The 24,640-nt window shown below is 61.3% G+C and carries 22 protein-coding genes; 13 read left to right on the forward strand and 9 right to left on the reverse strand.

All coding sequences use genetic code 11. The features are described from left to right. Positions 1-22: 22 nt before the first annotated feature. Positions 23-1,426, reverse strand: a complete 1,404-nt coding sequence (locus O5O48_RS02190) for a CYTH domain-containing protein (protein ID WP_269688033.1) — start codon at positions 1,424-1,426, stop codon at positions 23-25. A 127-nt stretch (positions 1,427-1,553) separates the two neighbouring features. Here O5O48_RS02190 and O5O48_RS02195 point away from each other — a divergent pair, with 127 nt between their 5' ends. The 5 genes from O5O48_RS02195 (at position 1,554) to O5O48_RS02215 (ending at position 7,637) form a co-directional block, all read left to right on the forward strand. After that, positions 1,554-2,231 (forward strand): TIGR00153 family protein, encoded by a 678-nt coding sequence (locus tag O5O48_RS02195; protein ID WP_228245417.1) that lies wholly within the window; start codon positions 1,554-1,556, stop codon positions 2,229-2,231. Between the two features lie 91 nt (positions 2,232-2,322). After that, positions 2,323-3,582, forward strand: coding sequence for an inorganic phosphate transporter (locus tag O5O48_RS02200; protein ID WP_228245418.1), 1,260 nt, complete (start codon positions 2,323-2,325; stop codon positions 3,580-3,582). A gap of 86 nt (positions 3,583-3,668) precedes the next feature. Further along, the gene (gene argE / locus O5O48_RS02205; RefSeq protein ID WP_269688034.1) at positions 3,669-4,817 is read left to right on the forward strand and encodes an acetylornithine deacetylase; all 1,149 of its coding nucleotides are present in this window, start codon (positions 3,669-3,671) and stop codon (positions 4,815-4,817) included. A gap of 63 nt (positions 4,818-4,880) precedes the next feature. Then, a complete protein-coding gene (gene argA / locus O5O48_RS02210; protein WP_269688035.1) occupies positions 4,881-6,164 on the forward strand; it encodes an amino-acid N-acetyltransferase in 1,284 nt (427 codons plus the stop codon). 168 nt (positions 6,165-6,332) lie between these two features. Beyond that, entirely contained in the window at positions 6,333-7,637 is a 1,305-nt protein-coding gene (locus tag O5O48_RS02215) for an OprD family porin (protein ID WP_233048998.1), read from the forward strand. 59 nt (positions 7,638-7,696) lie between these two features. Here O5O48_RS02215 and O5O48_RS02220 read toward each other — a convergent pair whose 3' ends face one another. Next, a complete protein-coding gene (locus O5O48_RS02220) occupies positions 7,697-9,178 on the reverse strand; it encodes a carboxylesterase/lipase family protein (RefSeq protein WP_269688036.1) in 1,482 nt (493 codons plus the stop codon). Between O5O48_RS02220 and O5O48_RS02225 the strand changes: the two genes are divergently transcribed. The 3 genes from O5O48_RS02225 to O5O48_RS02235 all read left to right on the forward strand — a co-directional run bounded on the left by O5O48_RS02225 (position 9,153) and on the right by O5O48_RS02235 (position 13,317). After that, a complete protein-coding gene (locus O5O48_RS02225; RefSeq protein WP_269688037.1) occupies positions 9,153-9,518 on the forward strand; it encodes a hypothetical protein in 366 nt (121 codons plus the stop codon). The two genes, O5O48_RS02220 and O5O48_RS02225, sit on opposite strands and share 26 nt — an antisense overlap. A 44-nt stretch (positions 9,519-9,562) precedes the next feature. After that, entirely contained in the window at positions 9,563-11,401 is a 1,839-nt protein-coding gene (gene ilvD / locus O5O48_RS02230; protein ID WP_269688038.1) for a dihydroxy-acid dehydratase, read from the forward strand. 236 nt (positions 11,402-11,637) lie between these two features. After that, entirely contained in the window at positions 11,638-13,317 is a 1,680-nt protein-coding gene (locus O5O48_RS02235) for a putative bifunctional diguanylate cyclase/phosphodiesterase (RefSeq protein ID WP_269688039.1), read from the forward strand. Positions 13,318-13,320: 3 nt separating this feature from the next. Here the strand turns inward: O5O48_RS02235 and O5O48_RS02240 are convergent, their stop codons facing one another. The 4 genes from O5O48_RS02240 to O5O48_RS02255 are packed head-to-tail and all read right to left on the reverse strand — an operon-like array spanning position 13,321 to position 16,207. Continuing rightward, the gene (locus O5O48_RS02240; RefSeq protein ID WP_269688040.1) at positions 13,321-13,833 is read right to left on the reverse strand and encodes a dihydrofolate reductase; all 513 of its coding nucleotides are present in this window, start codon (positions 13,831-13,833) and stop codon (positions 13,321-13,323) included. Then, the gene (locus O5O48_RS02245) at positions 13,830-14,624 is read right to left on the reverse strand and encodes a thymidylate synthase (protein ID WP_233048993.1); all 795 of its coding nucleotides are present in this window, start codon (positions 14,622-14,624) and stop codon (positions 13,830-13,832) included. The genes O5O48_RS02240 and O5O48_RS02245 overlap by 4 nt, the downstream gene beginning before the upstream one ends. After that, positions 14,621-15,415, reverse strand: a complete 795-nt coding sequence (gene lgt / locus O5O48_RS02250; protein WP_088274555.1) for a prolipoprotein diacylglyceryl transferase — start codon at positions 15,413-15,415, stop codon at positions 14,621-14,623. The genes O5O48_RS02245 and lgt overlap by 4 nt, the downstream gene beginning before the upstream one ends. Positions 15,416-15,424: 9 nt before the next feature. Next, positions 15,425-16,207 carry a sulfite exporter TauE/SafE family protein gene (locus tag O5O48_RS02255; protein ID WP_228245425.1) on the reverse strand — a complete coding sequence of 261 codons (783 nt, stop codon included), beginning with the start codon at positions 16,205-16,207 and terminating at the stop codon, positions 15,425-15,427. Between the two features lie 225 nt (positions 16,208-16,432). Here O5O48_RS02255 and O5O48_RS02260 point away from each other — a divergent pair, with 225 nt between their 5' ends. The 3 genes from O5O48_RS02260 to O5O48_RS02270 all read left to right on the forward strand — a co-directional run bounded on the left by O5O48_RS02260 (position 16,433) and on the right by O5O48_RS02270 (position 18,677). Beyond that, positions 16,433-17,209, forward strand: a complete 777-nt coding sequence (locus O5O48_RS02260) for a DUF4397 domain-containing protein (protein WP_269688041.1) — start codon at positions 16,433-16,435, stop codon at positions 17,207-17,209. Continuing rightward, positions 17,206-17,736 (forward strand): DUF4397 domain-containing protein, encoded by a 531-nt coding sequence (locus tag O5O48_RS02265; protein ID WP_269688042.1) that lies wholly within the window; start codon positions 17,206-17,208, stop codon positions 17,734-17,736. Before O5O48_RS02260 ends, O5O48_RS02265 begins: the two co-directional genes overlap by 4 nt. Positions 17,737-17,921: 185 nt before the next feature. Then, positions 17,922-18,677, forward strand: a complete 756-nt coding sequence (locus O5O48_RS02270) for an NRDE family protein (protein ID WP_269688043.1) — start codon at positions 17,922-17,924, stop codon at positions 18,675-18,677. Positions 18,678-18,680: 3 nt separating this feature from the next. Here O5O48_RS02270 and ptsP read toward each other — a convergent pair whose 3' ends face one another. Together ptsP and rppH are read right to left on the reverse strand one after the other, a co-directional pair. Further along, entirely contained in the window at positions 18,681-20,948 is a 2,268-nt protein-coding gene (gene ptsP / locus O5O48_RS02275; RefSeq protein WP_088274548.1) for a phosphoenolpyruvate--protein phosphotransferase, read from the reverse strand. A 2-nt stretch (positions 20,949-20,950) separates the two neighbouring features. Beyond that, on the reverse strand, positions 20,951-21,439 hold the full coding sequence (gene rppH, locus O5O48_RS02280; protein WP_088274547.1) for an RNA pyrophosphohydrolase: 489 nt from the start codon (positions 21,437-21,439) through the stop codon (positions 20,951-20,953). Positions 21,440-21,595: 156 nt separating this feature from the next. Between rppH and O5O48_RS02285 the strand changes: the two genes are divergently transcribed. After that, positions 21,596-22,249, forward strand: a complete 654-nt coding sequence (locus O5O48_RS02285) for an HAD family hydrolase (protein WP_228245429.1) — start codon at positions 21,596-21,598, stop codon at positions 22,247-22,249. Between the two features lie 193 nt (positions 22,250-22,442). Here O5O48_RS02285 and O5O48_RS02290 read toward each other — a convergent pair whose 3' ends face one another. Continuing rightward, positions 22,443-23,636, reverse strand: coding sequence for a class I SAM-dependent rRNA methyltransferase (locus tag O5O48_RS02290; RefSeq protein ID WP_269688044.1), 1,194 nt, complete (start codon positions 23,634-23,636; stop codon positions 22,443-22,445). Positions 23,637-23,750: 114 nt separating this feature from the next. On the opposite strand from O5O48_RS02290, the gene O5O48_RS02295 reads away from it, so the two are divergent. Next, entirely contained in the window at positions 23,751-24,635 is an 885-nt protein-coding gene (locus O5O48_RS02295; RefSeq protein WP_088274542.1) for an HDOD domain-containing protein, read from the forward strand. The last annotated feature ends 5 nt before the right edge of the window (positions 24,636-24,640 follow it).

The following is a 24,640-nucleotide window of genomic DNA, read 5'->3' on the forward strand; positions in this document are numbered from 1 at the left end:
GCAGCCGCCTTTCAGCCAGCTGTCAGTTGTTCAGTTCACGCCAGGCGTTGAGTCTGCGCAGGCGCACACCCTGTTTGCGCAGCGCGGCCAACAGCAGGTCACGCTGCTCGTCAGCGACCTGCGGATACTGTTCAAGCAGCGCCTGCAGCTTGTTCAGCTCACCGAACAGGCGGTCCGGTTCGGATACATCGAGCCACTGCCGAAACTGGGCCAGCAACATGTGCAGACGGCCCAGACGAGGCAGTTGATCCAGCCACTCGCTAGCCATATGCTCGGAGTCGTTATTGTGCGGCACACGCAGCTCCTGGATTTCCTTACCGACCGCTGCCAGCAGCCAACGCTCCAGCGCCAGGCCTGCCACCCGATCGCCGCGCGGCGGACGATTCTGCGTCCAGCGACGCTGCTGCAGCCAGAGCGCCAGCTCGACAAACAGCGCGCCCCAGCCCGGCTGCTCAAGCTGATGATCAAACTCGGCTTCGGCTGCGCGGCGTGCCGCTTCACCTTCGGCATCATCGGCCCAGCCCGCCAGTACCAGCGGCTGAAACAGGGCCAACAGGGCATCCAGCGGGCCGACAAAGGGGCTTGCAGCAGAGCGCGGCAACGCAAGATCGAACACGGCAAAGGCCGCACGCAGTTGTGCCAGCGCATCGGTCAGTTCACGGAACAGCTTCCACTGACGGGCATGGCGATACTGTTCCGCCAGACGCTGAACGCGGCCCAGCAACTGACTGAAAAGCTCGGCGATAACCTCGTCGACGACGGTATCCGCCTGCCAGCGCGGGGGCTCCAGCCGCAGACTGAAACTGCGCGCGTCAAACAGCCGATAACCACGCTCGGCCTTGCTGATATCACATGGCATCAGAGGCAGTTCGCGGGCCAGCGCATGTGCCAGCTCCAGCAGTGCAACCGCCGGCCCCTGACGCACCTCCAGCTCCAGCTCGCTGATCGGCTCGCTACCGCTGTCGGTTCGCACCTCGCCTTCGTCCAGCGCCGCCTCGACCTCGACCCTCTCGCCATCGCGCTCCCAGCAAAGCTGCGCGCGGGTACGCTGAAAATCGGTGGTAAACACCGGCTGCAGGCTGGTCTTGTCCAGCTCGGCCAACTCGGCCGGCCAGCAGCTGTCGTCCAGCAGAGCCAGATCCAGCTCACCTTTCTTGAGATACCAGTCCCACTCGTTGCGCTCGGACAGACCTGCGACACTTTGTCCCCGGCTCTTGAGCGTCTGGATAAAGGTGTCGCCATCGCGGCGCAACCGCAGCGCCACCCTGGCGGCGGCGAGATCACGGTTGGCTGTATCAAAGTACTGGTTGTACAGCGGGCCGCTTTGCCAGTCGCCCTGACGGCGCTCATTGAGCAACGGATGGGCGCGCAGCGCTGCCAGTACATCGGCACTGGCGCGCAGCTTGATTTCGGTTTCTTTGACCATGGGACATTCTCGGCAACACCGTCGGCAGTCGATGCCAACGATGAAAAGTGTTCAATTGTTTTCAATTTGATGACGGCTGCAAGCTCAACACCTATACTTTGCGGCCTCAATTCCAGCGGGAGGCGTCATGCCACACAATCCGTTCCTCACTCTGTTCGGTCGTTCACCGATCGGCCCAATGCAGCAGCACATTGCCAAGGCCCACGAATGCGCGGCCCAGTTGCTGCCCTTCATCGACGCACTGCAGGCCGAGGACTGGACCGAAGCAGAGCGCCTGCAAAAGCAGGTGGCCCAGCTTGAACGCGAAGCGGACAAACTGAAGAAGGATGTCCGTGTTCACCTGCCCAAGAGCCTGTTCCTGCCCGTACCGCGCTCCGATCTGCTGGAGCTGCTCAGTGTACAGGACAAAGTCGCCAACCGTGCCAAGGATATCGCCGGCCTGATGTTCGGCCGCCGTATGGTGATTCCGCCAAGCCTGTTCCCCGACTTCCGCGCGTTTGTACAGCGCTCGATCGATGCCGCGGCTCAGGCACTGAAGGCCATGAACGAGCTGGACGAGCTACTGGAAACCGGATTTGCCGGCCGCGAGGTCACCCTGGTCGAGCGTCTGATCGAGGAACTGGACCGCATCGAGCATGACACCGACAACATGCAGATCGGTCTGCGTGCGCAGCTGTTCAAGCTCGAGAAGGACTGGCCACCGGTTGATGTGATGTTTCTGTACCAGATCATTGAATGGATTGGTGATGTCGCCGACCGCGCCCAGCGCGTTGGTAACCGCCTGGAACTGCTGATGGCCCGCTAGGAAGCGACCGAACGGCCAGCAGCACCATGACGGACTTTCCGCCCTGACGGAAAGCCGCCAGCCCATGCACCCGTTTTAGAGTATTAGAGATATGACCCTGATTGCAGAGTACGGCTCCATCCTGCTGATCCTTGCCTGTCTTTTCGGCTTCTTCATGGCCTGGGGCGTCGGCGCCAACGATGTTGCCAATGCCATGGGTACTTCGGTCGGCTCCCGCGCGCTGACCATCAAGCAGGCAATCTTCATTGCCATCGTCTTCGAGTTTCTCGGCGCCTACCTGGCCGGCGGATCGGTAACCCAAACCATCCGCAGCGGCATCATTGATGCAGAGGCGATCAGCCCCGATCAGATGGTGTTCGGCATGATGGCTTCACTGCTGGCCGCCGGCACCTGGCTGCTGGTCGCCTCGATCAAGGGCTGGCCGGTATCGACCACCCACTCGATCATTGGCGCAGTCATCGGTTTTGGTGCCGTCGGCGTCTCGATGGAAGCCGTGCACTGGGAAGGCGTCACTCCGATCGTCGCCAGCTGGGTAATCTCGCCGCTACTGTCAGGCATCGTTGCCTTCATGATCTTCATCAGCGTGCACCGGCTGATTCTCGATACCGAAAACCCCTTCAGCAATGCCAAGCGCTACGTTCCCTTCTATATGTTTGCGGTTGGCTTTGTCGTCACCATCCTGACCCTGACCAAGGGCCTCAAGCACATCGGCCTCAACCTCAGCGGCTGGCAAAGCCTTGGGCTGGCCGTGATTGCCGGCATACTGGTTGCCGGGCTGGGTGTGACCCTGCTGAGCCGCATCAAGGCCGACCCGGAAGCGGACAAAACCTTCCACTTCGCCAGTGTGGAAAAGGTGTTTGCGGTATTAATGATCTTCACCGCCTGCGCCATGGCCTTCGCCCACGGTTCCAATGACGTCGCCAATGCCGTCGGCCCGCTGGCCGCCATCGTTGGAGTACTGCACTCCGGCGGCGAAGTGGCGAGCAAGTCGCTGGTACCCGGCTGGGTTCTGCTGCTTGGCGCAATCGGTATCGTTGTTGGTCTGGCCACCTACGGCTACCGCGTCATCGCCACCATCGGCAAACACATTACTGAACTGACGCCGAGCCGCGGCTTTGCAGCCGAACTCGCTACTGCCACCACGGTCGTCGGAGCGTCTAGCATCGGCCTGCCGATCTCTACCACCCACACCCTGGTAGGGGCGGTCCTCGGGGTCGGCCTGGCCCGCGGCATTGGCGCGCTGAACCTGCGCGTGATCGGCACCATCTTCAGCTCCTGGGTCGTTACCCTGCCAGCCGGCGCCATTCTCTCCATCATCTATTTCTATATCCTCACCGGGATTTTCAGCTGACTATCCGCCAGCGGCGGCGTAAGCTGAAGCAACACGTGCGTCGGGTGTTCTGACAGGCAGAACACCCGCCTCAACCGGAGTTGCCCATGCCCTTGCCGCCACTGAAGGATCAGTTCGACGCCCTGCTGAGGCTCCCTTCGATCAGCTGCACCCAGGCAGACCTGGATCAGAGCAATCTACCCGTAGTAGAACTGCTGGCCAGTTGGCTGAACGATCTGGGTTTTGAATGCCGCATCCTGCCGATTGCCAATCAGCCCGGCAAGGCCAACCTGCTCGCCAGTTTTGGCAGCGGCCCCGGCGGCCTGGTCATGGCCGGCCATACCGACACCGTTCCCTGCAATCCGGAGCGCTGGCAGCACGATCCCTTCGCCCTGACCGAAGCAAACAACCGCTGGTATGGACTGGGCAGCTGCGACATGAAGGGCTTCTTCCCGCTGATCATCGAAGCGGTGCGCAGCTACCTGAACCAGCCGTTCAAACACCCGCTGATCATCCTCGCCACTGCCGACGAGGAAAGCTCCATGAGCGGCGCCCGGGCACTGGTGGCAGCCGACTTCAGCCAGGCACGCCACGCGATCATCGGCGAGCCCACCGGCATGCGGCCAATTCGCCTGCACAAGGGCATCATGATGGAGCGCATCGACATCATCGGGCAGGCTGGTCACTCGTCCGACCCGAGCCTTGGCCACAACGCCATGGAGGCCATGCATGCGGTGATCGGCGACCTGCTGCAACTGCGCGGAGACTGGCAAAAGCGCTGGAGCAACCCGCTGTTCGGCGTGCCCACCCCGACGCTGAATCTGGGCTGCATTCATGGCGGTGACAATCCGAACCGGATCTGTGCCAAGTGCGCGCTGGAGTTCGATATCCGCCCGCTACCCGGCATGAACGGCGACGAACTGCGCGCGGCGATCCGCGAACGGCTTTTGCCGATCGCGGCCGAACACCAGGTACAGATCGACTATAAGCCGCTGTTTCCCGGCGTGCCGGCCTTCGAGACCCCCGCTGATGCGCCGATCGTCCGGGCCTGCGAAGAGCTGACCGGGCAAAGCGCCGGTGCTGTCGCCTTCGCCACCGAGGGGCCATATCTCAACCAGCTCGGTATGCAGACACTGATTCTGGGGCCCGGGGATATCGATCAGGCGCACCAGCCGGACGAGTTTCTCGCCCTGGACCGCCTGCAGCCCACCATCGATCTGCTGCAAGGGCTGATCCGACGCTTTTGCCTGCAGTAACAGGGCCGCTTGAAGCCTCACCCGCAAACCCCTTTAATAGCTCTTTTGTCTGGAACACCGCGCATGCTCGACTACGTCAACTGGTTCCGTCACTCGACGCCCTACATCAACCAGCACCGGGACTGCACCTTCGTGCTGCTGCTGCCGGGCGAAGCCATGATCCACGCCAACTTCAACAACATCATCCACGACATCATGCTGCTCAACAGCCTTGGCGTGCGTCTGGTGCTGGTGCATGGTTCACGCCCGCAGATTGAGGAACGACTGGCCCTGCGCGGCATTCGCTCGCAGTATCACAATGACCTGCGTGTTACCGACATTGATACCCTCAGCTGCGTGATTGATGCTGTCGGCAGTCTGCGCATCGCCATAGAAGCGCGCCTGTGCGCCCACCAATCGGGTAGCCGGTTGCGGGTAGTCAGCGGCAATCTGGTTACCGCCAAGCCCATTGGCGTGGTAGACGGGGTCGACTTCCACCATACCGGCGAAGTGCGCAGGATCGATCGCAAGGCCATCACCCGCCATCTCGACGAGCAAAATATCGTGCTGCTCTCCAGCCTCGGTTACTCACCAACCGGCGAGGCATTCAATCTGGCCTGCGAAGATGTCGCCACCAGCGTGGCCGTTGCCCTGGGCGCCGACAAGCTGATTCTGTTTGGCGAAGATACCGGCATCCGGGACGAGGATGGCGAACTGCTGCGTGAACTCAAGCCCACCCGCGCAGCGCCACTGCTGGCCAATCTCGGCAACAGCCAGCCCGGCACCCTGCTGCAGGCGGCATGCAAGGCCTGTAACGCCGGTCTGCGGCGTAGCCATATTGTCAGTTTTGCCGAAGACGGTGCTCTGCTGACCGAGCTGTTCACCCGTGACGGCGGCGGCACACTGGTCAGTCAGGAAGCCTTTGAACAGATTCGCGGCGCCAGCATCGACGATGTCGGCGGGCTGCTGGAGCTGCTGCGCCCGCTGGAAGAGGCCGGTATTCTGGTGCGCCGCTCACGCGAAGTCCTGGAGACCGAAATCGGCCAGTTCACCCTGATCGAACGGGACGGTCGCATTATCGGCTGCGCCGCGCTGTACCCGCTGGAAGGCTCCAGCGCTGCAGAACTGGCCTGTGTCGCGATCGACCCGGCCTACCGCCAGGGCGGCCGGGGCGATCAGTTGCTGCAACACATTGAGCGTCAGGCACGCAGCCTGAAGATCGATACCTTGTTCGTGCTGACGACCCGTACAGCTCACTGGTTCCGCGAACGCGGCTTCGAACCAAGCAGCGTAGAGCGGCTGCCTGCCAAACGGGCGGCACTGTACAACTTGCAGCGCAACTCAAAGGTATTTGAAAAAAAGCTATAAGAAAATAACTTTTTATTCCTTCTAGAACCTAAATATTTCACTTATGTTACGGCGTCGCCTGAACAGCGATGCCGCAACTTCTGTTCCGCCCGAGCCCTGAAGCCTACCTCCAGAGTGCAAATGCCGACAGCCCAAGCGCGGCACGCCCACTCTACTTCGGAGCTTCCAATGAAACGCCACACCCTTGCCAGCGCCATCGCCGCAAGCCTTTTCGGCCTGTCCCACTCTGCCGCCGCCAGCGCGCTGATCGAAAACAGCAAGGCCACCCTGGATACCCGCAATTTCTATTTCAACCAGGACAACCGCAGCGGCGACGCCGCTCCGTCCTATGGTGAGGAATGGGGCCAGGGTTTTGTCCTCAACTTCCAATCGGGCTACACCGAGGGGGCTGTCGGCCTCGGCTTTGATGCGATAGCGCAGCTGGGCATTCGCCTGGACTCGGGCGGACGCACCAGCAAGGCCGACCGCAGCCGCAACCCCGGCAATCTGTTCCCGCTCGACAGCAATGGCCGCGCCGCAGACGAGTTCAGCCGCATCGATTTTGCCGCCAAGGCGCGCATCGCCAACACTGAACTGCGCTATGGTGCACTGCAGCCCAAGCTGCCGGTTCTGACGTACAACGACGGTCGCCTGCTGCCGCAAACCTTCCGCGGCGCACAGATAAGTTCCGGCGATATCGACAAACTCAAGCTGACCGTCGGCGAGATTCGTCAGGCCAGCGGCCGCGCGTCCAGTGACTACGATGACCTGCGCATTGCCGGCGGTAGCGAACGGGTCGACCGCTTCCGCTACGCCGGCGGCGACTACGTCCTGACCGAGAACCTGACCACGTCCTACTACTTCGCCGAGCTGAAGGACTACTATCGCCAGCACTACCTCGGAGCAGTGCATAACCTCGCCCTGGGCGACGGCAAGCTGACCACCGACCTGCGCTACTTCGACAGCAATGCCCACGGCGCCAACGACGACCGGCGTGCGGGCTACGGCGCCAGCGGTTTCAACAACAACGGTGAAGTTGACAACCAGGCGGCCAGTGCGCTGTTCACTTTCAGCCAGAGCGGCCACAGCCTGGGCCTGGGCTACCAGCACCTGAGCGGCAACAGCAACTTCCCGTTCATCAACAACGGCGACGGTGCTACCGCCTACCTGATCACCGACTCGCAGATCGGCAAGTTCCAGCGTGCCGGTGAACGTACCTGGCTGGCACGCTACGGTTACGACTTTGCCGCCGCCGGCGTGCCCGGCCTGAAGGCGACCGCCAGCTACCTGCGCGGCACCGATGTGGACAGCGCCGTTGCCGGGGCTGACAGCGAATGGGAACGCGACCTGCGTGTGGATTACAAGGTGCAGAGTGGCTACCTGAAAGACCTTGGCATCTCCCTGCGCCACGCCAGCCTGCGCAGCGAAGTCGCCGGCCAGCGCGATGTCGACGAGGTACGCGCCATCCTCAGCTACAGCTTCGTACTGCGGTAACGCCAGAGGTGGGCCGGAACACCGTCTCCGGCCCACCTCCGCGAACAAGACAGGTCGTATCAGACCTCGGGAGTCCAGTAGTCACAGCGATGCACGCTGCGAAACACCGAACGGGAAAGAGGCTGTACCTCAGGTGTCTCGAACGAGACCATGCCACCGGCACTATCACCGTAATCCACCCAGTTCAGGTCTTCGTGACCTGGACTACCCGAACGGGCGAAGGTCGTCCAGGCACGGCTCATGATATCGGCCAGGGCAACCTGGTCATCGGTTGCGCCCCGCAGCCTGAAGGAATCGTCAGTACCGAACAGATAGGCCAGTTCCGAGGCATGGGTAGCACCCAAGGTCAGCCAACTCGGAGCGACAATACCTGGCGACGGCGCGTCGCGATCGGCAAACTCGTAGACGAATAGCGGCTGGCTACCGTTCTCCGCAACGCTGGCTGCCTGCACGCTGGCATTACAGGCAAAATTACCATCAGTGCCCACCGCAGTCATCAACGCCGCGTAATCATCGCTGAAGTCAGACGCCGGATAGAGCGCGACAACATTCGGCGTTTCCACCGGTCCAACGCTATTGTTGAGCAGAAACTGGTAATTCGCCTGAGTGATCGGATTCAACTCCCCGCGGCTGGCCAGAAAATAACTCCATTCATCCGAGTTGGTTCCCATCAGCAACGGCACATCATTAAATTCGCCTGCTGCCAGGCCTTGATTGACCGAGGCGGGCAATACATCAGGCCGCAATGTCGGTGTCACCGTCCCGGGTGCGATAGCCATAATATGCGCAACACTTTTGCTGCGCATGCACTCAACTTCTTGCGCAGCTGTCGCTGCATCACAGCCGAGAAGGGTAGCGAAGCCCTCTCCGGCACTTTCGGCCACCGCCATTGACGCCTGCACCCTGCTGTAGGAGCCACTTTGCACGATCGCCTTGGCAAACAGTCCGCTGGATGCTGGCGACACCAGATGACTCAGCACACTCAAACCTCCCGCAGACTCGCCAAAAATGGTGACATTGGCAGGGTCACCAGCAAAGGCTTCGATATTGTCCTGCACCCACTGAAGCGCCATCTGCTGATCCAGAATACCGTAACTACCGGACGCGCCCTGCTCCTCAGTCAAACCCGGATGAGCGGTAAAACCCAGCTTGCCCAGGCGGTAATTTACCGTCACGACAACAATATCCTCCGCAACCAGCCGCGGGGGTACATAGGTGCCACCACCTGAACCAAACACAAAGGCGCCACCATGGAACCACACCATCACCGGATGCGGGCCCCGAGTTTTGGGGGTAAACACGTTCAGGTACAGACAGTCCTCGGCCTCGTCGAAGGTCAGCCCCGCCTGCGGACAGGCACTGCCGTAGGCATCTGCAGCGCGCTCCTCGTCCCAGCCAGCTGCTGCCTGTGGCGCAGCGAAGCGCAAATCCCCGACCGGTGCTGCAGCGTACGGAATTCCCAAGAACTCGAAATAGCCCTCTTGCTCAACCCCGCGCACATCACCAGAGAGGGTGGTGCGCAAATCGGCTGGTTCTTCCACCTTCGCGCTACCATCAGAAGATGAGCCACCGACACCGGACAGGCAGGCGGCCAGGGAAAAGGACGTTGTCACCACCGCTGTCAGCGCCAGCCGCAAGGCAGGAAAACTCGAAAGCAATGTCTGCACAGGCGTCGTCTCCATTTACTTTGTTTATCTGCCCGACGGCAACCGCCCACGATTAAACCGGGCTGCCGGAGCGCTTCCTGTTTACCGCCGCTCCTTACTGATCCAGAGGCCGAAAAAGCGCGCTCGATATCAACACAACATCTCGCCGCAATGCTCTGTAACTCAAAAAGACTACATGCCGACGCCCGCGACACGGCTGCATGCCGCCCCGTGAATTGGTATGCTTGCCCGACTGCACTACACCACGAGAATTCCGTCATGCCTGATTACCGCTCGAAAACCTCCACCTTCGGCCGCAACATGGCCGGCGCCCGCGCCCTGTGGCGCGCTACCGGCATGAAGGACGAAGACTTCAAGAAGCCGATCATCGCGATCGCCAACTCCTTCACCCAGTTCGTGCCCGGCCACGTTCACCTGAAGGACCTGGGCCAACTGGTCGCCCGGGAAATCGAGAAGGCTGGTGGCGTGGCGAAGGAGTTCAACACCATCGCTGTCGACGACGGCATCGCCATGGGCCACGACGGCATGCTCTACTCGCTGCCCAGCCGCGAAATCATCGCCGACTCGGTCGAGTACATGGTCAACGCCCACTGCGCCGACGCCATTGTCTGCATCTCCAACTGCGACAAGATCACCCCCGGCATGCTGATGGCTGCCCTGCGCCTGAATATCCCGGTGGTGTTCGTCTCCGGCGGCCCGATGGAAGCCGGCAAGACCAAACTGGCCAGCCACGGTCTGGATCTGGTTGACGCCATGGTCGTCGCTGCCGACGATTCCTGCTCCGACGAGAAGGTCGAAGAGTACGAGCGCAGCGCCTGCCCGACCTGCGGCAGCTGCTCCGGCATGTTTACCGCCAACTCGATGAACTGTCTGACCGAAGCACTGGGGCTGTCACTACCGGGCAACGGCTCGACGCTGGCCACCCACTCTGACCGCGAGCAGCTGTTCCTGCGCGCAGGTCGTCTGGCGGTCGAGTTGTGCCAGCGCTACTACGGCGAAGGTGACGAGTCGGTTCTGCCGCGCAACGTAGCCAGCTTCAAGGCGTTCGAGAACGCCATGACGCTGGACATCGCCATGGGCGGTTCGACCAACACTATCCTGCACCTGCTGGCTGCCGCCCAGGAAGCCGAAATCGACTTCGACCTGCGCGACATTGACCGCCTGTCGCGCAAAGTGCCGCAGCTGTGCAAGGTGGCACCGAACATCCAGAAGTACCACATGGAAGATGTGCACCGTGCTGGCGGCATTTTCTCGATCCTCGGTGAACTGGCCCGTGGCGGCCTGCTGCACACCGACGTCAGCACCGTACACAGCCCGACCATGGCCGACGCCATCGCCCAGTGGGACATCACCCAAACCAGCGACGAAGCGGTCCACACCTTCTTCCGCGCCGGCCCGGCGGGTATCCCGACCCAGACTGCGTTCAGCCAGAGCACCCGCTGGGACAGCCTGGACGCTGACCGCGCCGAGGGCTGTATCCGCTCGGTCGAGCACGCCTACTCGCAGGAAGGCGGCCTGGCCGTGCTGTACGGCAACATCGCGCTCGATGGCTGCGTGGTCAAGACCGCCGGTGTAGACGAGTCCATCCACGTATTTGAGGGCAGCGCCAAGATCTTCGAAAGCCAGGACGCGGCGGTAAAAGGCATCCTCGCCGACGAAGTGAAGTCCGGTGATGTCGTGATCATTCGCTACGAAGGTCCGAAAGGCGGCCCGGGCATGCAGGAAATGCTCTATCCCACCAGCTACCTGAAATCCAAGGGTCTGGGCAAGGAGTGCGCACTGCTGACCGACGGCCGCTTCTCCGGCGGCACCTCTGGCCTGTCTATCGGCCACGCCTCCCCCGAAGCCGCCGCTGGCGGGGCTATTGGCCTGGTTGAGGACGGCGACCGCATCCTGATCGACATCCCCAACCGCAGCATCAACCTGCTGGTCTCGGATGAAGAGCTGGCCAAGCGCCGTGCCGCGCAGGACGCCAAGGGCTGGAAACCGGCTGCACCGCGCCCGCGCAAGGTCAGCACCGCGCTGAAGGCCTACGCCCTGCTGGCTACCAGCGCCGACAAGGGCGCAGTACGCAACAAGGCGCTGCTCGACGACTGATACACCACTCCCTCGCGCGCAGGGGCCCCGCCCCTGCGCCAACTTCCCGCCATAGCAAACAAATAGGCAAAAGCAAAGACAAAAATCCGGCATTACAGGCCATTAGCCATACCGCCTGTCGGAGATTTTGCGCTGTTTGACACGAATGAATGGGCTGTCAAAGCGTGACGGCGTTAACATACAGCGGTGACAAACCGTGCATGGACGAATAACACCAGCTGACTGGGCCCGCACTCATGGAACGCGCAGCACGCAAGATATTGGTGGTTGAATCAAATCCGGCAAAGCGGGCACACCTGCTCGATCTGTGCCGCGCCCCTTCGGCCGGCCCATTTGAAGTCGATATCTGCACCAGCGTACGCGACGCAGCCACCCGTCTGAGTGCCAGCGACTACGACGCCTGCCTCCTGCCCAATGAACCCAGCCTGCTGCAGGACGCCCGCCGAGCCAGCACCGAAACCCTGTTGCTGCTGATCAGCGACGACGACAGCCCCGAGCGTGATAGCGCCGCCATAGACGGCGGTGCGGACGACATCCTGCCGCGAGAAAGCCTCAACGCCGACGCACTCACGCGCGCACTGATCAACGCGGAGCGTCGTCGAAGCAGTGGCGAGAAACTGCACCAGATGGCACGCCAGGATCCGCTGACCGGCCTTGGCAATCGGGCCCTGCTCGAGTCCGAGCTGGACCGCATGATCCTGCGCGGGCAACGCAGCCCGACCGGATTCGCCCTGCTCTATATCGACTTGGACTACTTCAAGCAGATCAACGACACCTTCGGCCATGGCCTGGGTGATCTGCTGCTCGCCGTGATCGCCAACCGGCTGCGCCGAACCATGCGTCAGGATGACCTGATCGCACGGATAGGCGGCGACGAGTTTGTTGCCCTGCTCAACGACCTGCACGACCCGAACGATGCCGCCCTGATCGCCAGCAAGATCATTCATACGCTGAGCGAGCCTATTACCCTCAGCGGTCATCATCTGCTGGTGTCAGCCAGTGTCGGCATTGCCACCTTCCCCGGCCACGGCGCCACCGCTGCCGAACTGCTGCAACACGCCGATCAGGCGCTGTATCGCGCAAAAGCCAACGGTCGTAACGGATATGCCTTTTTCAACCCGCAGCGCGATGCCGAAACCCGCCACAATCTGGACATTGAGCAGGGTCTGCGACACGGGTTGCTCGAGGGCCAGTTCCGCCTTCACTATCAACCCATCGTCGATACCAACCACGGCGATACCGTGGCCTGGGAGGCGCTGCTGCGCTGGCAGCACCCGCAACTCGGCTTGCTGACACCGGATGCCTTCCTCAAGCTGGCCGAGCACAGCGGGCTGATCCTGCCGATGGGCCACTGGGTTATCGGCCAGGCGCTACAGGCGGTAAAACAGTGGCTGGATGCCGGCATACATTGCCGACTGTCGATCAACATCAGCGATCGCGAGCTCAAGCAGCCGCGCTTTGTGGACCAGTTGCGCCAGCTCCTGCTGCGAAGCAAAGTGCCGCCGCACATGATTCAGCTGGAGCTGCGCGAAGACACGCTGCTGCAGCACGCCAGCCAGGCAACGGCACTGTGCACTGCGCTGCACGACCTGGGCGTAGAAATCTGGCTGGATCACTTTGGCTCGGAATACGGTGCGCTGGGCTACCTTAACCGTCTGCCAATCAAGGGCGTAAAGGTCGACTGCCGCGCGCTCAGTGAAAACCCGTCCCCCGAGCAGGGCGAGTACCTGCATAACCTCATCACCCTGTCACGGGGCATGAACAAGCAAGTCGCGGCCAACTATGTCGAGGACGCGCGCGTTGCCGACCAGCTCTCGCGCTGGGGCGGCAACCTGCTTCAGGGATACTGGATCGGCAAACCGCGGCCCCTCGAGGAACTGATCGGGCAGGCCGCGTCATCGCCTGTCCTCAACTGACCCTCAGCGCCGGCGCTCAAGCACCTGGTAGGCGTGGGCGGGGTAGCCGTCACCGGCAGCCACTGCCCGCTCACTGACCAACAGCCACTGGGCAGCATCCAGTTCCGGGAACCATGCATCCCCGTCCGGCGCCGATTCAATACGGGTCAGATACAACCGGTCGGCATCTTCCAGGCACTGGCGATACAAGGTCTCGCCACCAATCACCATCACCTCGTCGACGCCATCAATCGCCGCTTGCTGCTCGGCGAAGTCGAGTGCAGCTTCTATGGAGTCGAACACCTCGGCACCCGGCAGCTGCAGGCCCGACTGGCGGCTAACCACAATATTGGTGCGACCCGGCAGCGCTCGACCCAGCGAGTCAAAGGTCTTGCGGCCCATGATGATCGGCTTGCCCAGGGTGGTCGCCTTGAAGTAACGCAGGTCCTCCGGCAGATGCCAGGGCATGGCGTTATCCAGACCGATCACCCGGTTACTGGCCATGGCGGCAATCATGGCAACTTTGACATCACTCATACCGCCACCGGCGCCTTGATGTGCGGATGCGACTGGTAGCCCACCAGCTCGAAATCCTCGAAACGAAACGCCAGCAGATCGGTCACCTCGGGGTTCAACTTCATGGTCGGGAGCGGCAGCGGCTCGCGGGTCAGCTGCAGATCGGTCTGCTCGATATGGTTGGCGTACAGGTGACAGTCGCCGCCGGTCCAGATGAACTCGCCTGGCTGCAGATCACAGACCTGCGCCACCATCAGTGTCAGCAGCGCGTAGCTGGCGATATTGAACGGTACACCCAGGAAGATATCCGCCGAGCGCTGATACAGCTGGCAACTCAGCTTGCCGTCGGCAACATAGAACTGGAACAGCGCATGACACGGCGGCAGCGCCATCTGATCAACCAGCGCCGGGTTCCAGGCCGACACGATCAGGCGGCGCGAGTCCGGATTGCTCTTGATCATCGCAATCAGCTTGCTGATCTGATCAATGGATTCGCCGTTTGGCGCCGGCCAGCTGCGCCACTGGTAGCCGTACACCGGCCCCAGATCGCCATTCTCGTCAGCCCATTCATCCCAGATCGAGACGCCGTTTTCCTTCAGGTAACGGATATTGGTGTCACCCTGCAGAAACCACAACAGCTCATGGATGATGGACTTGAGATGACATTTTTTGGTCGTCACCAGCGGAAAGCCCTCAGCCAGATCAAAGCGCATCTGGTGGCCGAACACGCTGTAGGTGCCGGTGCCGGTACGATCACTCTTGAAGGTGCCGTTCTCGCGCACGTGGCGCATCAGGTCGAGATACTGTTTCATGCGGTGCGCCCCTCACGCCGGTAGGCCAGCCCCATCAACAGGGCGCCAAGTAAAATCATGGGAATACACAGCAGCTGGCCCATGGTCAGCCACCCGAAAGCAAGATAGCCGAGTTGGGCGTCCGGCACACGGACAAACTCGACGGCAAAACGGAAGCAGCCATAGCAGATGGCAAACAGGCCGCTAACGGCCATGGTCGGGCGCGGCTTGCGCGAGTAGAACCAGAGGATGGTAAACAGCGCGACGCCTTCCAGCGCAAACTGATACAGCTGCGACGGATGGCGCGCCAACTGCTCGGGATCGGTCGGGAAGACCATCGCCCATGGCACGTCGGTCGCCTTGCCCCACAACTCGGCATTGATAAAGTTGCCGATGCGGCCGGCCCCCAGACCGATCGGCACCAGTGGTGCAACGAAATCGACCAGTTCGAAAAAGCGCTTGTTGTGCTTGCGCGAGAACCACAGCAGCGCCAGCAGCACGCCGAGCAAGCCGCCGTGGAACGACATGCCACCCTTCCAGATCTCCAGCACCAGCAGCGGGTTGCTGATATAGGACGCCAGATCGTAAAACAGCACATAACCCAGACGTCCGCCGGCAATCACGCCCAGCGCCACCCAGAACACCAGATCGGACAGCGTCTCCTTGTTCCAGGTCGGGTCAAAATCGGCCAGCCTGCGGCGGGCCAGCCACCAGGCACCGCCGATACCGATCAGGTACATCAGGCCATACCAGTGAATCTTCAGCGGACCAATGGCCAATGCCACCGGATCAATCTGAGGGTAGGTCAACATGCGATATCCCTAGACAAGAAAGTTGATTCCAACACAAAGCAGCAGCAGGGCAAACAGGCGCTTGAGCAGATCCTGGGACAGCCGGTGCGCCAGACGCGCGCCGAACCCCGCGAACAGCATACTGGTAGAAGCAATACCGATCAGCGCCGGTAAATATACATATCCCAGACTCCAGGACGGCAGCCCGGTTTCATCCCAGCCGGTAAAAACAAAGGATATTGCGCCCGCCAGCGCAATCGGCAGTCCGCAGGCCGATGAGGTGGCCACCGCCTGCTGCATCGGCACGCTGCGCCAGACCAGAAACGGTACCGTCAGAGACCCGCCGCCAATACCAAAGATGGCCGATGCCCAGCCGATGACACCGCCAGCAATACCCAGCGACGGCTTGCCCGGCTCAGTCAGCGCCGCCTTTGGCTGCAACTTGAAAGCCATCTGGATGGCCACACAAATGGCAAATACACCAATGATCTTCTGCAGCATGGGTCCGCTGATCTGCGCCGCGGTCAGCGCACCCAGCACGGTGCCGAGCACAATCCCGGCCGTCAGCCAGACAAACAAACGCCAGCGCACAGCACCCTTTGCATGGTGCGCACGAATCGCATTGATCGAGGTGAACACGATGGTTGCCAGCGAGGTACCGACCGCCATATGGGTCAGCACGTCCGGAGCAATGCCCTGCAGGGCAAAACTGTAGACCAGCACCGGCACAATGATCATGCCGCCGCCAACACCGAACAGGCCAGCCAGCGTACCGGCAAAACCACCCAAAACCAGATACAGCAAAAATTCCACAGACACCTCGATAAACCGGCGGCAAACAGCCGGAAACCAGACAGCCCGATAGTGTACTCCTTCCGCCATCATTTTCCTGCAAAGGCACCCAAATAGCGGCATCAAGCCATTATCAGGACCCGTTTTGCATAATTTTTGTATAAGTTATTTTCCGTCATGTACAAGAAAAGCATCTAGGTTAACAGGGCAGTAAATAACCTTCATCCTGATCAAGAGGAACTGACAGTGAAAGCCCTGACTCTTATTCTGGTCGCCATATCCGTCGCGTTGAGCGGCTGTCTCGGCGGTGGTGGTGGCAGCTCTTCTGCCGGCCCGTCGGCGGAAGTACGCGTTTTACATGCGGCAGCAGACGCCCCGGCTGTGGATATTTACATCAATGGCGATCTCGCCATTGAGGCCCTGGACACCTTTACCGCCACCGCATTTACCCGGGTACCGGCCGAACCGCTCACCATAGATGTGCGAGCGGCAGGCGCTGCTGCCGACTCCGAGCCCGTCTTCAGCACCGAGGTAACCCCCGTTCGCGGCGAGGACTACACCCTGGTAGCCTACGGCTTGCTGGGCGATGACAGCTTTGACCTGCTGGTTATTACCGACGACATCCAGACACCCGCAGCAGCAACCGCGCGGGCCTTTGTTCTGCATGCCGCGCCCCAGGTCGGCAATGTCGATGTCTATGTCGACACCACAGACGCACTGGGTGACACTCCGCTGCTTGCCGACTTTGCACCTGCTGCCGACAGCGGCGCTTACGTGGAAGTACCCGCCGGGGAATACCGCATCCGCATCACCCCTGCAGGAGACCCGGCAACGATCGCCTACGACTCGGGATTCGTCGAGCTGGAAAGCGGCCCGTCCTACTTCCTGGCAGCCATTCCCCGGGCATCATGCTTCTCCCCCGCGTCCGTTATCGCGCTGCTGGACTCGCCGCCCTTGTCGTTCTGGAAGACCAGCGCGCGCAAGTCCGGGCCCTGCACCTGTCACCTGACGCACCCGCAGTGAATGTCACCGTCGACGGCGACGTCGTTCTGAGTGACGTGTCTTTCAAGGATGTGAGTGACTACCTGCAGGTACTGGCCGGTGACTACACCATTGGCGTGGAAGCCGGCGGAAACGAAGTGGCCAGCCTTCCCGTTACCGTTGAAGCAGGTCAGGCCTACAGCGTACTGGCCACCGGGTTTGTTAATGTCACCGGTGTTCAGGGCTTCACCCTGCGTCCGCTGGTCGACGACCTGACACCGGCGGCTGGTGCCAAGATCCGGGTTATTCACGCCTCACCGGATGCACCCGCGGTAGACGTTCTGGTCAACGGCGATATTTTCGCCGGGCTTGCCGACGTGCCCTACTTCACCGCCTCCGACTACGTCGAGCTCCCCGCGGGCAGTTATGACATCAGCATCAATGTGGCCGACACCACAACGACCGTCATCGACCTGCCCGCCACCGCGCTGGCAGCCGGCTCTATCTACACCGCCATCGCAGTCAATGAAGTAGCTTCCATCGAGCCGCTGCTGGTGGTTGATCCCTGACAGGATACAGGCGGAAAAGGGGCCAGCATCGCCTGGCCCTTTTTTGTGATTCTGACCCGTCCCGCATACGCTGCCAGCATGCCCCCGGAAAACCGCGAATCCCATTTGCAAAACGCTTGGGGCAGCGCACACAGGCCCGATTCCAGGCTACGGATGGTAGACTGGGCCGCAACCAAGGAGCCTCTATGTGTCTGATTGCCTTTGCCTGGCAGCAATCCCCGCAGCAACCCTTGTTACTGATCGGCAACCGGGACGAATTCCATCACCGCCCCACCCGGGCGCTGGACCTCTGGACCCGGGAAGGTCATCCCGAGCTACTGGCCGGCAAGGATATTGAAGCCGGTGGCACCTGGCTGGGAGTCACCCGCGACGGCCGTTTTGCCGCGGTTACCAATATTCGCCGCCCGGGCGTTCCCAAAGCGCCACTGTCGCGCGGGCAGCTGCCGCTGGACTATCTGCAGGGCACCCGGTCACCGGCGGCCTTCGTGCACGCACTGCAGGGGCAGTTGGCAAACTATACCGGCTTCAATCTGCTGGTCGGAGACCGCGAGCAACTGTGGTTTCTCAATAGCGAGCATGGCCAGGCGCGACAGCTCGAACCCGGCATTTACGCTGTATCCAATGCCGATCTGGACAGCCCATGGCCAAAAACGGACTGCCTGCGCAGCGCACTGGCAAACAACCTGGATGCCGACGACGAGACACTGTTTTCACTGCTCGCCAACGATCACATCTATGCTGATGAACAGCTACCCGACACCGGCATCAGCCTGGAGTGGGAGCGCATGCTCTCGGCTACCTTTATCGTCGGACTGCCGGAGTACGGTACCCGCGCCAGCAGCATTCTGCGCCTGCAGGCAAACAACCGCATCCGCCTGACGGAGCGGCGCTTCGGAGCACTTGGGGAGCCGCAGGGAGAAACCTGCAGGGAATGGCGCTGAGCTTCAGCGGGGTTGTGACAGGACCTTGCCCAGGCCCATACCACGCAGTGCCAGATGCAGGGTGCTGAGCACCAGATGGGGGTTATCCAGCTCGATTACCTCATCCAGCAGGGCCTTGGCATCGGACAGTTTGATCTGACGCAGCAGCCACTTCACCTTGGGCAGGTTGGTCGCGTTCATCGACAGCGCGTCACACCCCATCGCCATCAACAATACCGCCGCTGCCGGATCGCCGGCCATTTCACCACACACGCTCATCGGCTTGCCCGCTTCGCGGCAGGCCGTGGCGATCTTGATCAACGCCTGCAGCACCGCCGGGTGCAGCGAGTGATACAGATCCGCAACCCGGGGGTTGTTGCGGTCAACCGCCAGCAGATACTGGGTCAGGTCGTTGGTGCCAACCGAAAGAAAATCGACCAGCTGAATCAGTTCGCGCGCCTGATAGACCGCGGCGGGCACCTCGATCATCACCCCGACCGGCGGCATGGGCACGTCGACGCCCTCGTCCAGTACCTCGCTGTAGGCCCGGTGGATAAGATGCAGCGCCTCTTCCACCTCAAATACGCTGCTGACCATGGGCAACATGATGCGCAGGTTGTTCAAGCCCAGGCTGGCCTTGAGCATGGCCCGGGTCTGGACCAGGAAGATTTCCGGGTGATCCAGGGTAACGCGAATACCGCGCCAGCCAAGGAAGGGGTTGTCTTCCTTGATCGGAAAATAGGTCAGCGCCTTGTCGCCGCCAATATCGAGCGAGCGCATGGTAACCGGCAGCGGGTAAAAGGCTTCCAGCTGCTCGCGATAGATCGCCTGCTGCTCCTTTTCGCTGGGGAAGCGATCCTTGATCATGAACGGCACTTCAGTGCGATAAAGACCAACGCCTTCGGCACCGCGATCCAGTGAGCGCGCCACATCTGCCTGCAAACCGGTGTTGACCAGCAGCGGCATGCGATGACCGTCCAGCGTCACACAGGGCACATCGCGCAGCTTTTCCAGCCCCTGCACCAGCTCACGCTCTTCGCGAACCAGATCAAGATACTGGCGATGCAGCTCCTGCGACGGGTTGGAATACACTTCGCCACGGTTGCCGTCGACGATCAGCTCCATGCCGTCGAGGCGGGTATAGGGCAGATCCAGCGCCCCCATTACCGTCGGAATACCCATCGCCCGGGCCAGAATGGCGACATGCGAGCTGCCCGAACCGAGGACCGAGACCAGACCGGCCAGCTTCTCCTTCGGCACCTGCCCCAGCATCACCGGCGACAGTTCCTCGCTGACCAGAATGGTATTGTCGGGGAACACCAGCTCCTGCCGACCGACCTCCTGCAGGTAGGCCAGGATGCGGCGGCCAATATCCTTCACATCTGCCGCCCGCTCACGCAAGTAAGGGTCGTCCATCAGCTCGAAGCGGGTGACATGCGAGCTGACCACCTCACGCAACGCCCCCTGAGCCCACTGGCCAGTGCGGATGATGTTGGTCACCTCGTTACCCAGCGCGGCATCATCGAGCATCATCAGGTAGACATCAAACAGCGCCAGTTCTTCCGGCCTCAGCTGCGTCGACAGCTTGCTGGACAGCTGCTGCATGTCATCACGCACGCTGTCCTTGGCACGGCGGAACAGCGCAATTTCGGCATCGATATCCTGAATCTGCTTGTCCGGGACCGATTTCAGATCAGCCGGAGGCAGAATCACTACGGCATGACCGATGGCTATGCCCGGCGCGCCGGCCACACCATCAAAGCGGGTGTCCTGGACCACCTCGCCGCCCCACCCCAGCCCGCCGATGGCACCGGTGGCTTCCGCGTGGGCAATGACTCCGGCAAGCTGCGCGCTCATGGTAACCAGGAAGGCCTCTTCGCCCTCATCGAACTGGCGGCGCTCCTTCTGCTGGACCACCAGTACGCCCATCACCCGGCGGTGGTGAATAATCGGCACACCCAGGAAGGAGGCATAGCGCTCTTCGCCAGTCTCGGCAAAGTAGCGGAAACGGGGGTGAGATGCCGCATCTTCGAGGTTGACAGGCTCCTCACGGGTACCGACGTAACCGATCAGACCCTCGCTGGTGCCCAGGGTAACGGCACCGACGGCATCCTTGTTGAGACCTTCGGTCGCCATCAGCACGTAGCGACCGATTTCGGGATTTAGCAGATAAACCGAGCACACCTCTGTGCCCATTGCCTCACGCACACGCTGCACGATGATGTCCAGAGCCGCTGCCAGATCTCTGGCAGAGTTGACCTCCTGAACAATGCGGCGCAGCGTATTGAGCATATTCAACTACCCGGAAGACTGGAGAGCAGTCTCGGCGCAAGTTCTTTCATGGCACGCCGATAGACATCGCGTTTGAAGGGCACAACCTGCCCCAGAGGATACCAGTAACTGACCCAGCGCCAGCCATCAAATTCCGGCTTTGCGCTGCGCGTCATGCACACCCGCTGGTCTTCCGAGGTCAGCCGCAGCAAAAACCACTTCTGCTTCTGACCCACGCAGACCGGCTGCGAATGGCTGCGGATCAGCCGCTGCGGCAAACGATAGCGCAACCAGCCACGGGTGCAGGCAAGAATTTCGACATCTTCAGGCAGCAGACCGACTTCTTCATGCAACTCGCGATACAGCGCCTGCTCGGGGCTTTCGTTACGCTGAATCCCCCCCTGCGGGAACTGCCACGAGTCCTGGCCGATGCGCCTGGCCCAGAGCACCTGACCCAACTCATTGGTCAGGATGATGCCGACGTTGGGTCTGAAACCATCGGGGTCAATCACAGCCACTATCCCTTAATCAATAATCACAGCATTGTTCCACAAAGCACGCTGCAGCAGCAATTACGGAAATGCCACCGATTGATGTCAGTGATTACGGGCATTTACCGGCTGACTCGATTATTCTAGCGGGCCGTCAACCCGCTCAGGAGAACACCCGTGTCACTCGCCATCTTCGACCTCGACAACACCCTGCTGGGCGGGGACAGCGATCACGCCTGGGGCGAGTTTATCGTTGCCCATCGGATTGTTGATCCGGACGAGTACAAGGCGCGCAACGACCAGTTCTTCAACGACTATCTGGCCGGGCGGCTGGATATCCGGGTCTACCTGAATTTCTGCCTGCAACTGCTCGGCGAGCATCCGACCGAACAGCTTGACGCCTGGCACCAGCAATTCATGCAGGAGAAAATCCTGCCCATCGTGCTGCCCAAGGCGCTGGCCCTGATCGAGCGTCACCGTCAGGCCGGCGACACCCTGATGATCATCACCGCGACCAACCGCTTCATCACCGGCCCGATAGCCCGCCATCTCGGCATCGACCTGCTGCTGGCGACCGAATGTGAACGCCAGGATGGCCGCTACACCGGCCAAACCACCGACATCCCGTGTTTCCGTGAGGGCAAGGTGACTCGCCTGGAACGCTGGCTGCTGGAGAACAACCGCACCCTTGAAGGCAGCTACTTCTACAGCGACTCGCACAACGACCTGCCGCTGCTGGGCATGGTCGACAACCCGGTAGCCGTCGATCCCGACGACACCCTCCGCGCCCACGCCGAAGCCCAGGGCTGGCCGGTCATCAGTCTGCGCTGAGGCGCAGCAGCGCTAAGCGGCAAGCGGCAAGCGGCAAGCAAAACCGGATTCGCACCTGCAGCGAGACCCTCAAGGGTTTAAATAAGAAGCTGCATCTAGAGTCAGCATAAAAAAACCGCGCGATTCAACTCCGCGCGGCTTTTTCTTGCAGCTTGTAGCTTGTGGCTTGCAGCTCGCCGGCACGAAGCCGGCGTCAGGCCGGCGTAACCCTACAAAACAACGCCTTGATATAACCGGTTTCCGGAATCGCCGGATGCAGCGGGTGGTCGGCACCCTGAAAGCCGCGCTCGGTAATGATCAGGTTGCGGTCCAAGTGGCGGCTGGCACCCAGCAGGGCGTCACGCAGACGATCCTCTTCCAGATGCATGGAGCAGGACGCCGAGACCAGAATCCCGTCCTTGTTCAGCAGCCGCATGGCCTGCTCGTTGAGGCGTCGGTACGCGGCTTCACCATTGCGAATATCCTTGCGCTTCTTGATAAAGGCCGGCGGATCGGCAATGACCACGTCGAAGCGCTCGCCGGCGCTTTTCAGCTCCTTCAGTGCCGCCATCACATCGCCCTCGACCACCAGCATCTTTTCGGCGACGCCATTGAGCTCTGCGTTGGCTTCCACCCGGTCCAGCGCCGGCGCTGAACTGTCGACACACATGACTTCACTGGCACCAAAGGCGGCGGCCTGAACACCCCAGCCGCCGACATAGCTGTACAGGTCCAGCACCCGCTTGCCGGCCACGTAAGGCGCCAGACGGGCGCGGTTGGCACGGTGGTCGTAGAACCAGCCGGTTTTCTGACCCTCGCGCACCGGGGCTTCAAAACGCACGCCGTTCTCTTCCAGCGCCACCAGGTCAGGCATCTCGCCGAATGCATCCTCAACGTAGGACTCCAGCCCTTCCAGCTTGCGCGCGCCACTGTCGTTCTTGAACAGCACGGCCTGCGGCTTGAACACCTGCACCAGCGCATCAACGATGTCGCCACGCACCTGCTCCATGCCGGGATTGGCGATCTGCACGACGAAGTAGTCGCCAAAACGGTCGATCACCAGCCCCGGCAGAAAATCCGACTCGCCGTAGACCAGACGATAGAAGGGTTTGTCGAACAGCCGCTCACGCAAACTCAGGGCCACCTTGAAACGATGCACCAGCAGTGACTTGTCCAGCGGATGACGGGTATCGCGGCTGAACAAACGTGCACAGATCAGGTTATTGGGGCTGACACAGACCAGCCCGAGAGGCTTGCCGCCCGCGGCTTCCAGCTGCGCCTGCTGACCCGGTTCAAAGGCCGTCAGCGGCGTCAGCGCGGTATCCACCTCGTTACTGAAGACCCACAGGTGGCCTCCACGAATACGCCGGTCGGCATTGGCGTTGAGACGCAGGCTGGGCAATGACATGGGGAACTCCTGAGGCAGGCAAGAAAAATGTATGCAGTTGGCCATTATACAGGGTGCCAAGCTCCCCGGTCTCCGGCTAAACTCGGCAGCTCAAGTCATCAGTGGACCCAGGCCATGACATCGGAGCTCACCGACCAACAGATCAGCAGCGCCCTGCAAGGCATCAGCGTACCACCGCAGCCGCAGATCATGGTCGACCTGCAGATGGAACAGTTGATGCCGGATCCGGATCCCAAGGTCATTGCCCGGCTGATCAGCCAGGACCCGGGTCTCTCCGGCAGCCTGCTCAAGGTCGTCAATTCGCCCTTCTTTGGACTGGCCAACCGGATCAGTTCCATCCAGCAAGCCGTCAACCTGCTGGGCGTCAGCAGGGTGGTCAACATCGTCAATGCGCAATCGATTCGCGGCGAGCTGACCGACGAGAACATCGTCAATCTCAACCGCTTCTGGGACAGCGCGCAGGACGTCGCCATGACCTGCATGACGCTGGCCAAGCGCATTGGCTGCGTCGAGCCGGATGAAGCCTATGCGCTGGGATTGTTCCACAACTGCGGCATCCCGCTGATGCTCAGTCGCTTCCCCTACTACATCGAAGTCATGGAAGAGTCCTACGCGCAGGACCAGATGCGACTGGTCGATGTGGAAAACCAGCGCATGAACACCAATCACGCGGTGATCGGCTACTACACGGCCAAGTCATGGCTGCTGCCGCGCCACCTGTGCGACGCCATCGCCAGTCACCACAATGCCGAGCAGGTGTTCCTTTCCCCGCTGGGCAATGACCCGGTGCAGAAGAACCTGCTGGCCATTCTAAAGATGGCCGAACACATCTGCCGGGCCTACAAGGTGCTGGGCAACCACAACGTCGATCACGAATGGAACGCCGTCGGCAGCGCCATCCTGGAGTATGTGGGCCTGTCCGAGTACGACTTCGAGACGCTGGAGGCCAACTGCCAGGAGATGACGGCGACCGGCGGCGGCAGCTACTATCAGGACTGACCAAG

Source organism: Halopseudomonas sp. MFKK-1 (assembly GCF_027474385.1).
GTDB lineage: Bacteria > Pseudomonadota > Gammaproteobacteria > Pseudomonadales > Pseudomonadaceae > Halopseudomonas > Halopseudomonas aestusnigri.

Excerpts from the sequence above, each read along its gene's own strand:
- O5O48_RS02290 (WP_269688044.1), bottom strand. The coding sequence starts at position 23,636 with ATGTCATTGCCCAGCCTGCGTCTCAACGCCAATGCCGACCGGCGTATT.
- O5O48_RS02240 (WP_269688040.1), bottom strand. The coding sequence starts at position 13,833 with ATGAGTGATGTCAAAGTTGCCATGATTGCCGCCATGGCCAGTAACCGG.
- O5O48_RS02245 (WP_233048993.1), bottom strand. The coding sequence starts at position 14,624 with ATGAAACAGTATCTCGACCTGATGCGCCACGTGCGCGAGAACGGCACC.
- lgt (WP_088274555.1), bottom strand. The coding sequence starts at position 15,415 with ATGTTGACCTACCCTCAGATTGATCCGGTGGCATTGGCCATTGGTCCG.
- O5O48_RS02215 (WP_233048998.1), top strand. The coding sequence starts at position 6,333 with ATGAAACGCCACACCCTTGCCAGCGCCATCGCCGCAAGCCTTTTCGGC.
- ilvD (WP_269688038.1), top strand. The coding sequence starts at position 9,563 with ATGCCTGATTACCGCTCGAAAACCTCCACCTTCGGCCGCAACATGGCC.
- argE (WP_269688034.1), top strand. The coding sequence starts at position 3,669 with ATGCCCTTGCCGCCACTGAAGGATCAGTTCGACGCCCTGCTGAGGCTC.
- O5O48_RS02235 (WP_269688039.1), top strand. The coding sequence starts at position 11,638 with ATGGAACGCGCAGCACGCAAGATATTGGTGGTTGAATCAAATCCGGCA.
- O5O48_RS02195 (WP_228245417.1), top strand. The coding sequence starts at position 1,554 with ATGCCACACAATCCGTTCCTCACTCTGTTCGGTCGTTCACCGATCGGC.
- O5O48_RS02295 (WP_088274542.1), top strand. The coding sequence starts at position 23,751 with ATGACATCGGAGCTCACCGACCAACAGATCAGCAGCGCCCTGCAAGGC.
- O5O48_RS02270 (WP_269688043.1), top strand. The coding sequence starts at position 17,922 with ATGTGTCTGATTGCCTTTGCCTGGCAGCAATCCCCGCAGCAACCCTTG.
- O5O48_RS02200 (WP_228245418.1), top strand. The coding sequence starts at position 2,323 with ATGACCCTGATTGCAGAGTACGGCTCCATCCTGCTGATCCTTGCCTGT.
- argA (WP_269688035.1), top strand. The coding sequence starts at position 4,881 with ATGCTCGACTACGTCAACTGGTTCCGTCACTCGACGCCCTACATCAAC.
- ptsP (WP_088274548.1), bottom strand. The coding sequence starts at position 20,948 with ATGCTCAATACGCTGCGCCGCATTGTTCAGGAGGTCAACTCTGCCAGA.
- O5O48_RS02190 (WP_269688033.1), bottom strand. The coding sequence starts at position 1,426 with ATGGTCAAAGAAACCGAAATCAAGCTGCGCGCCAGTGCCGATGTACTG.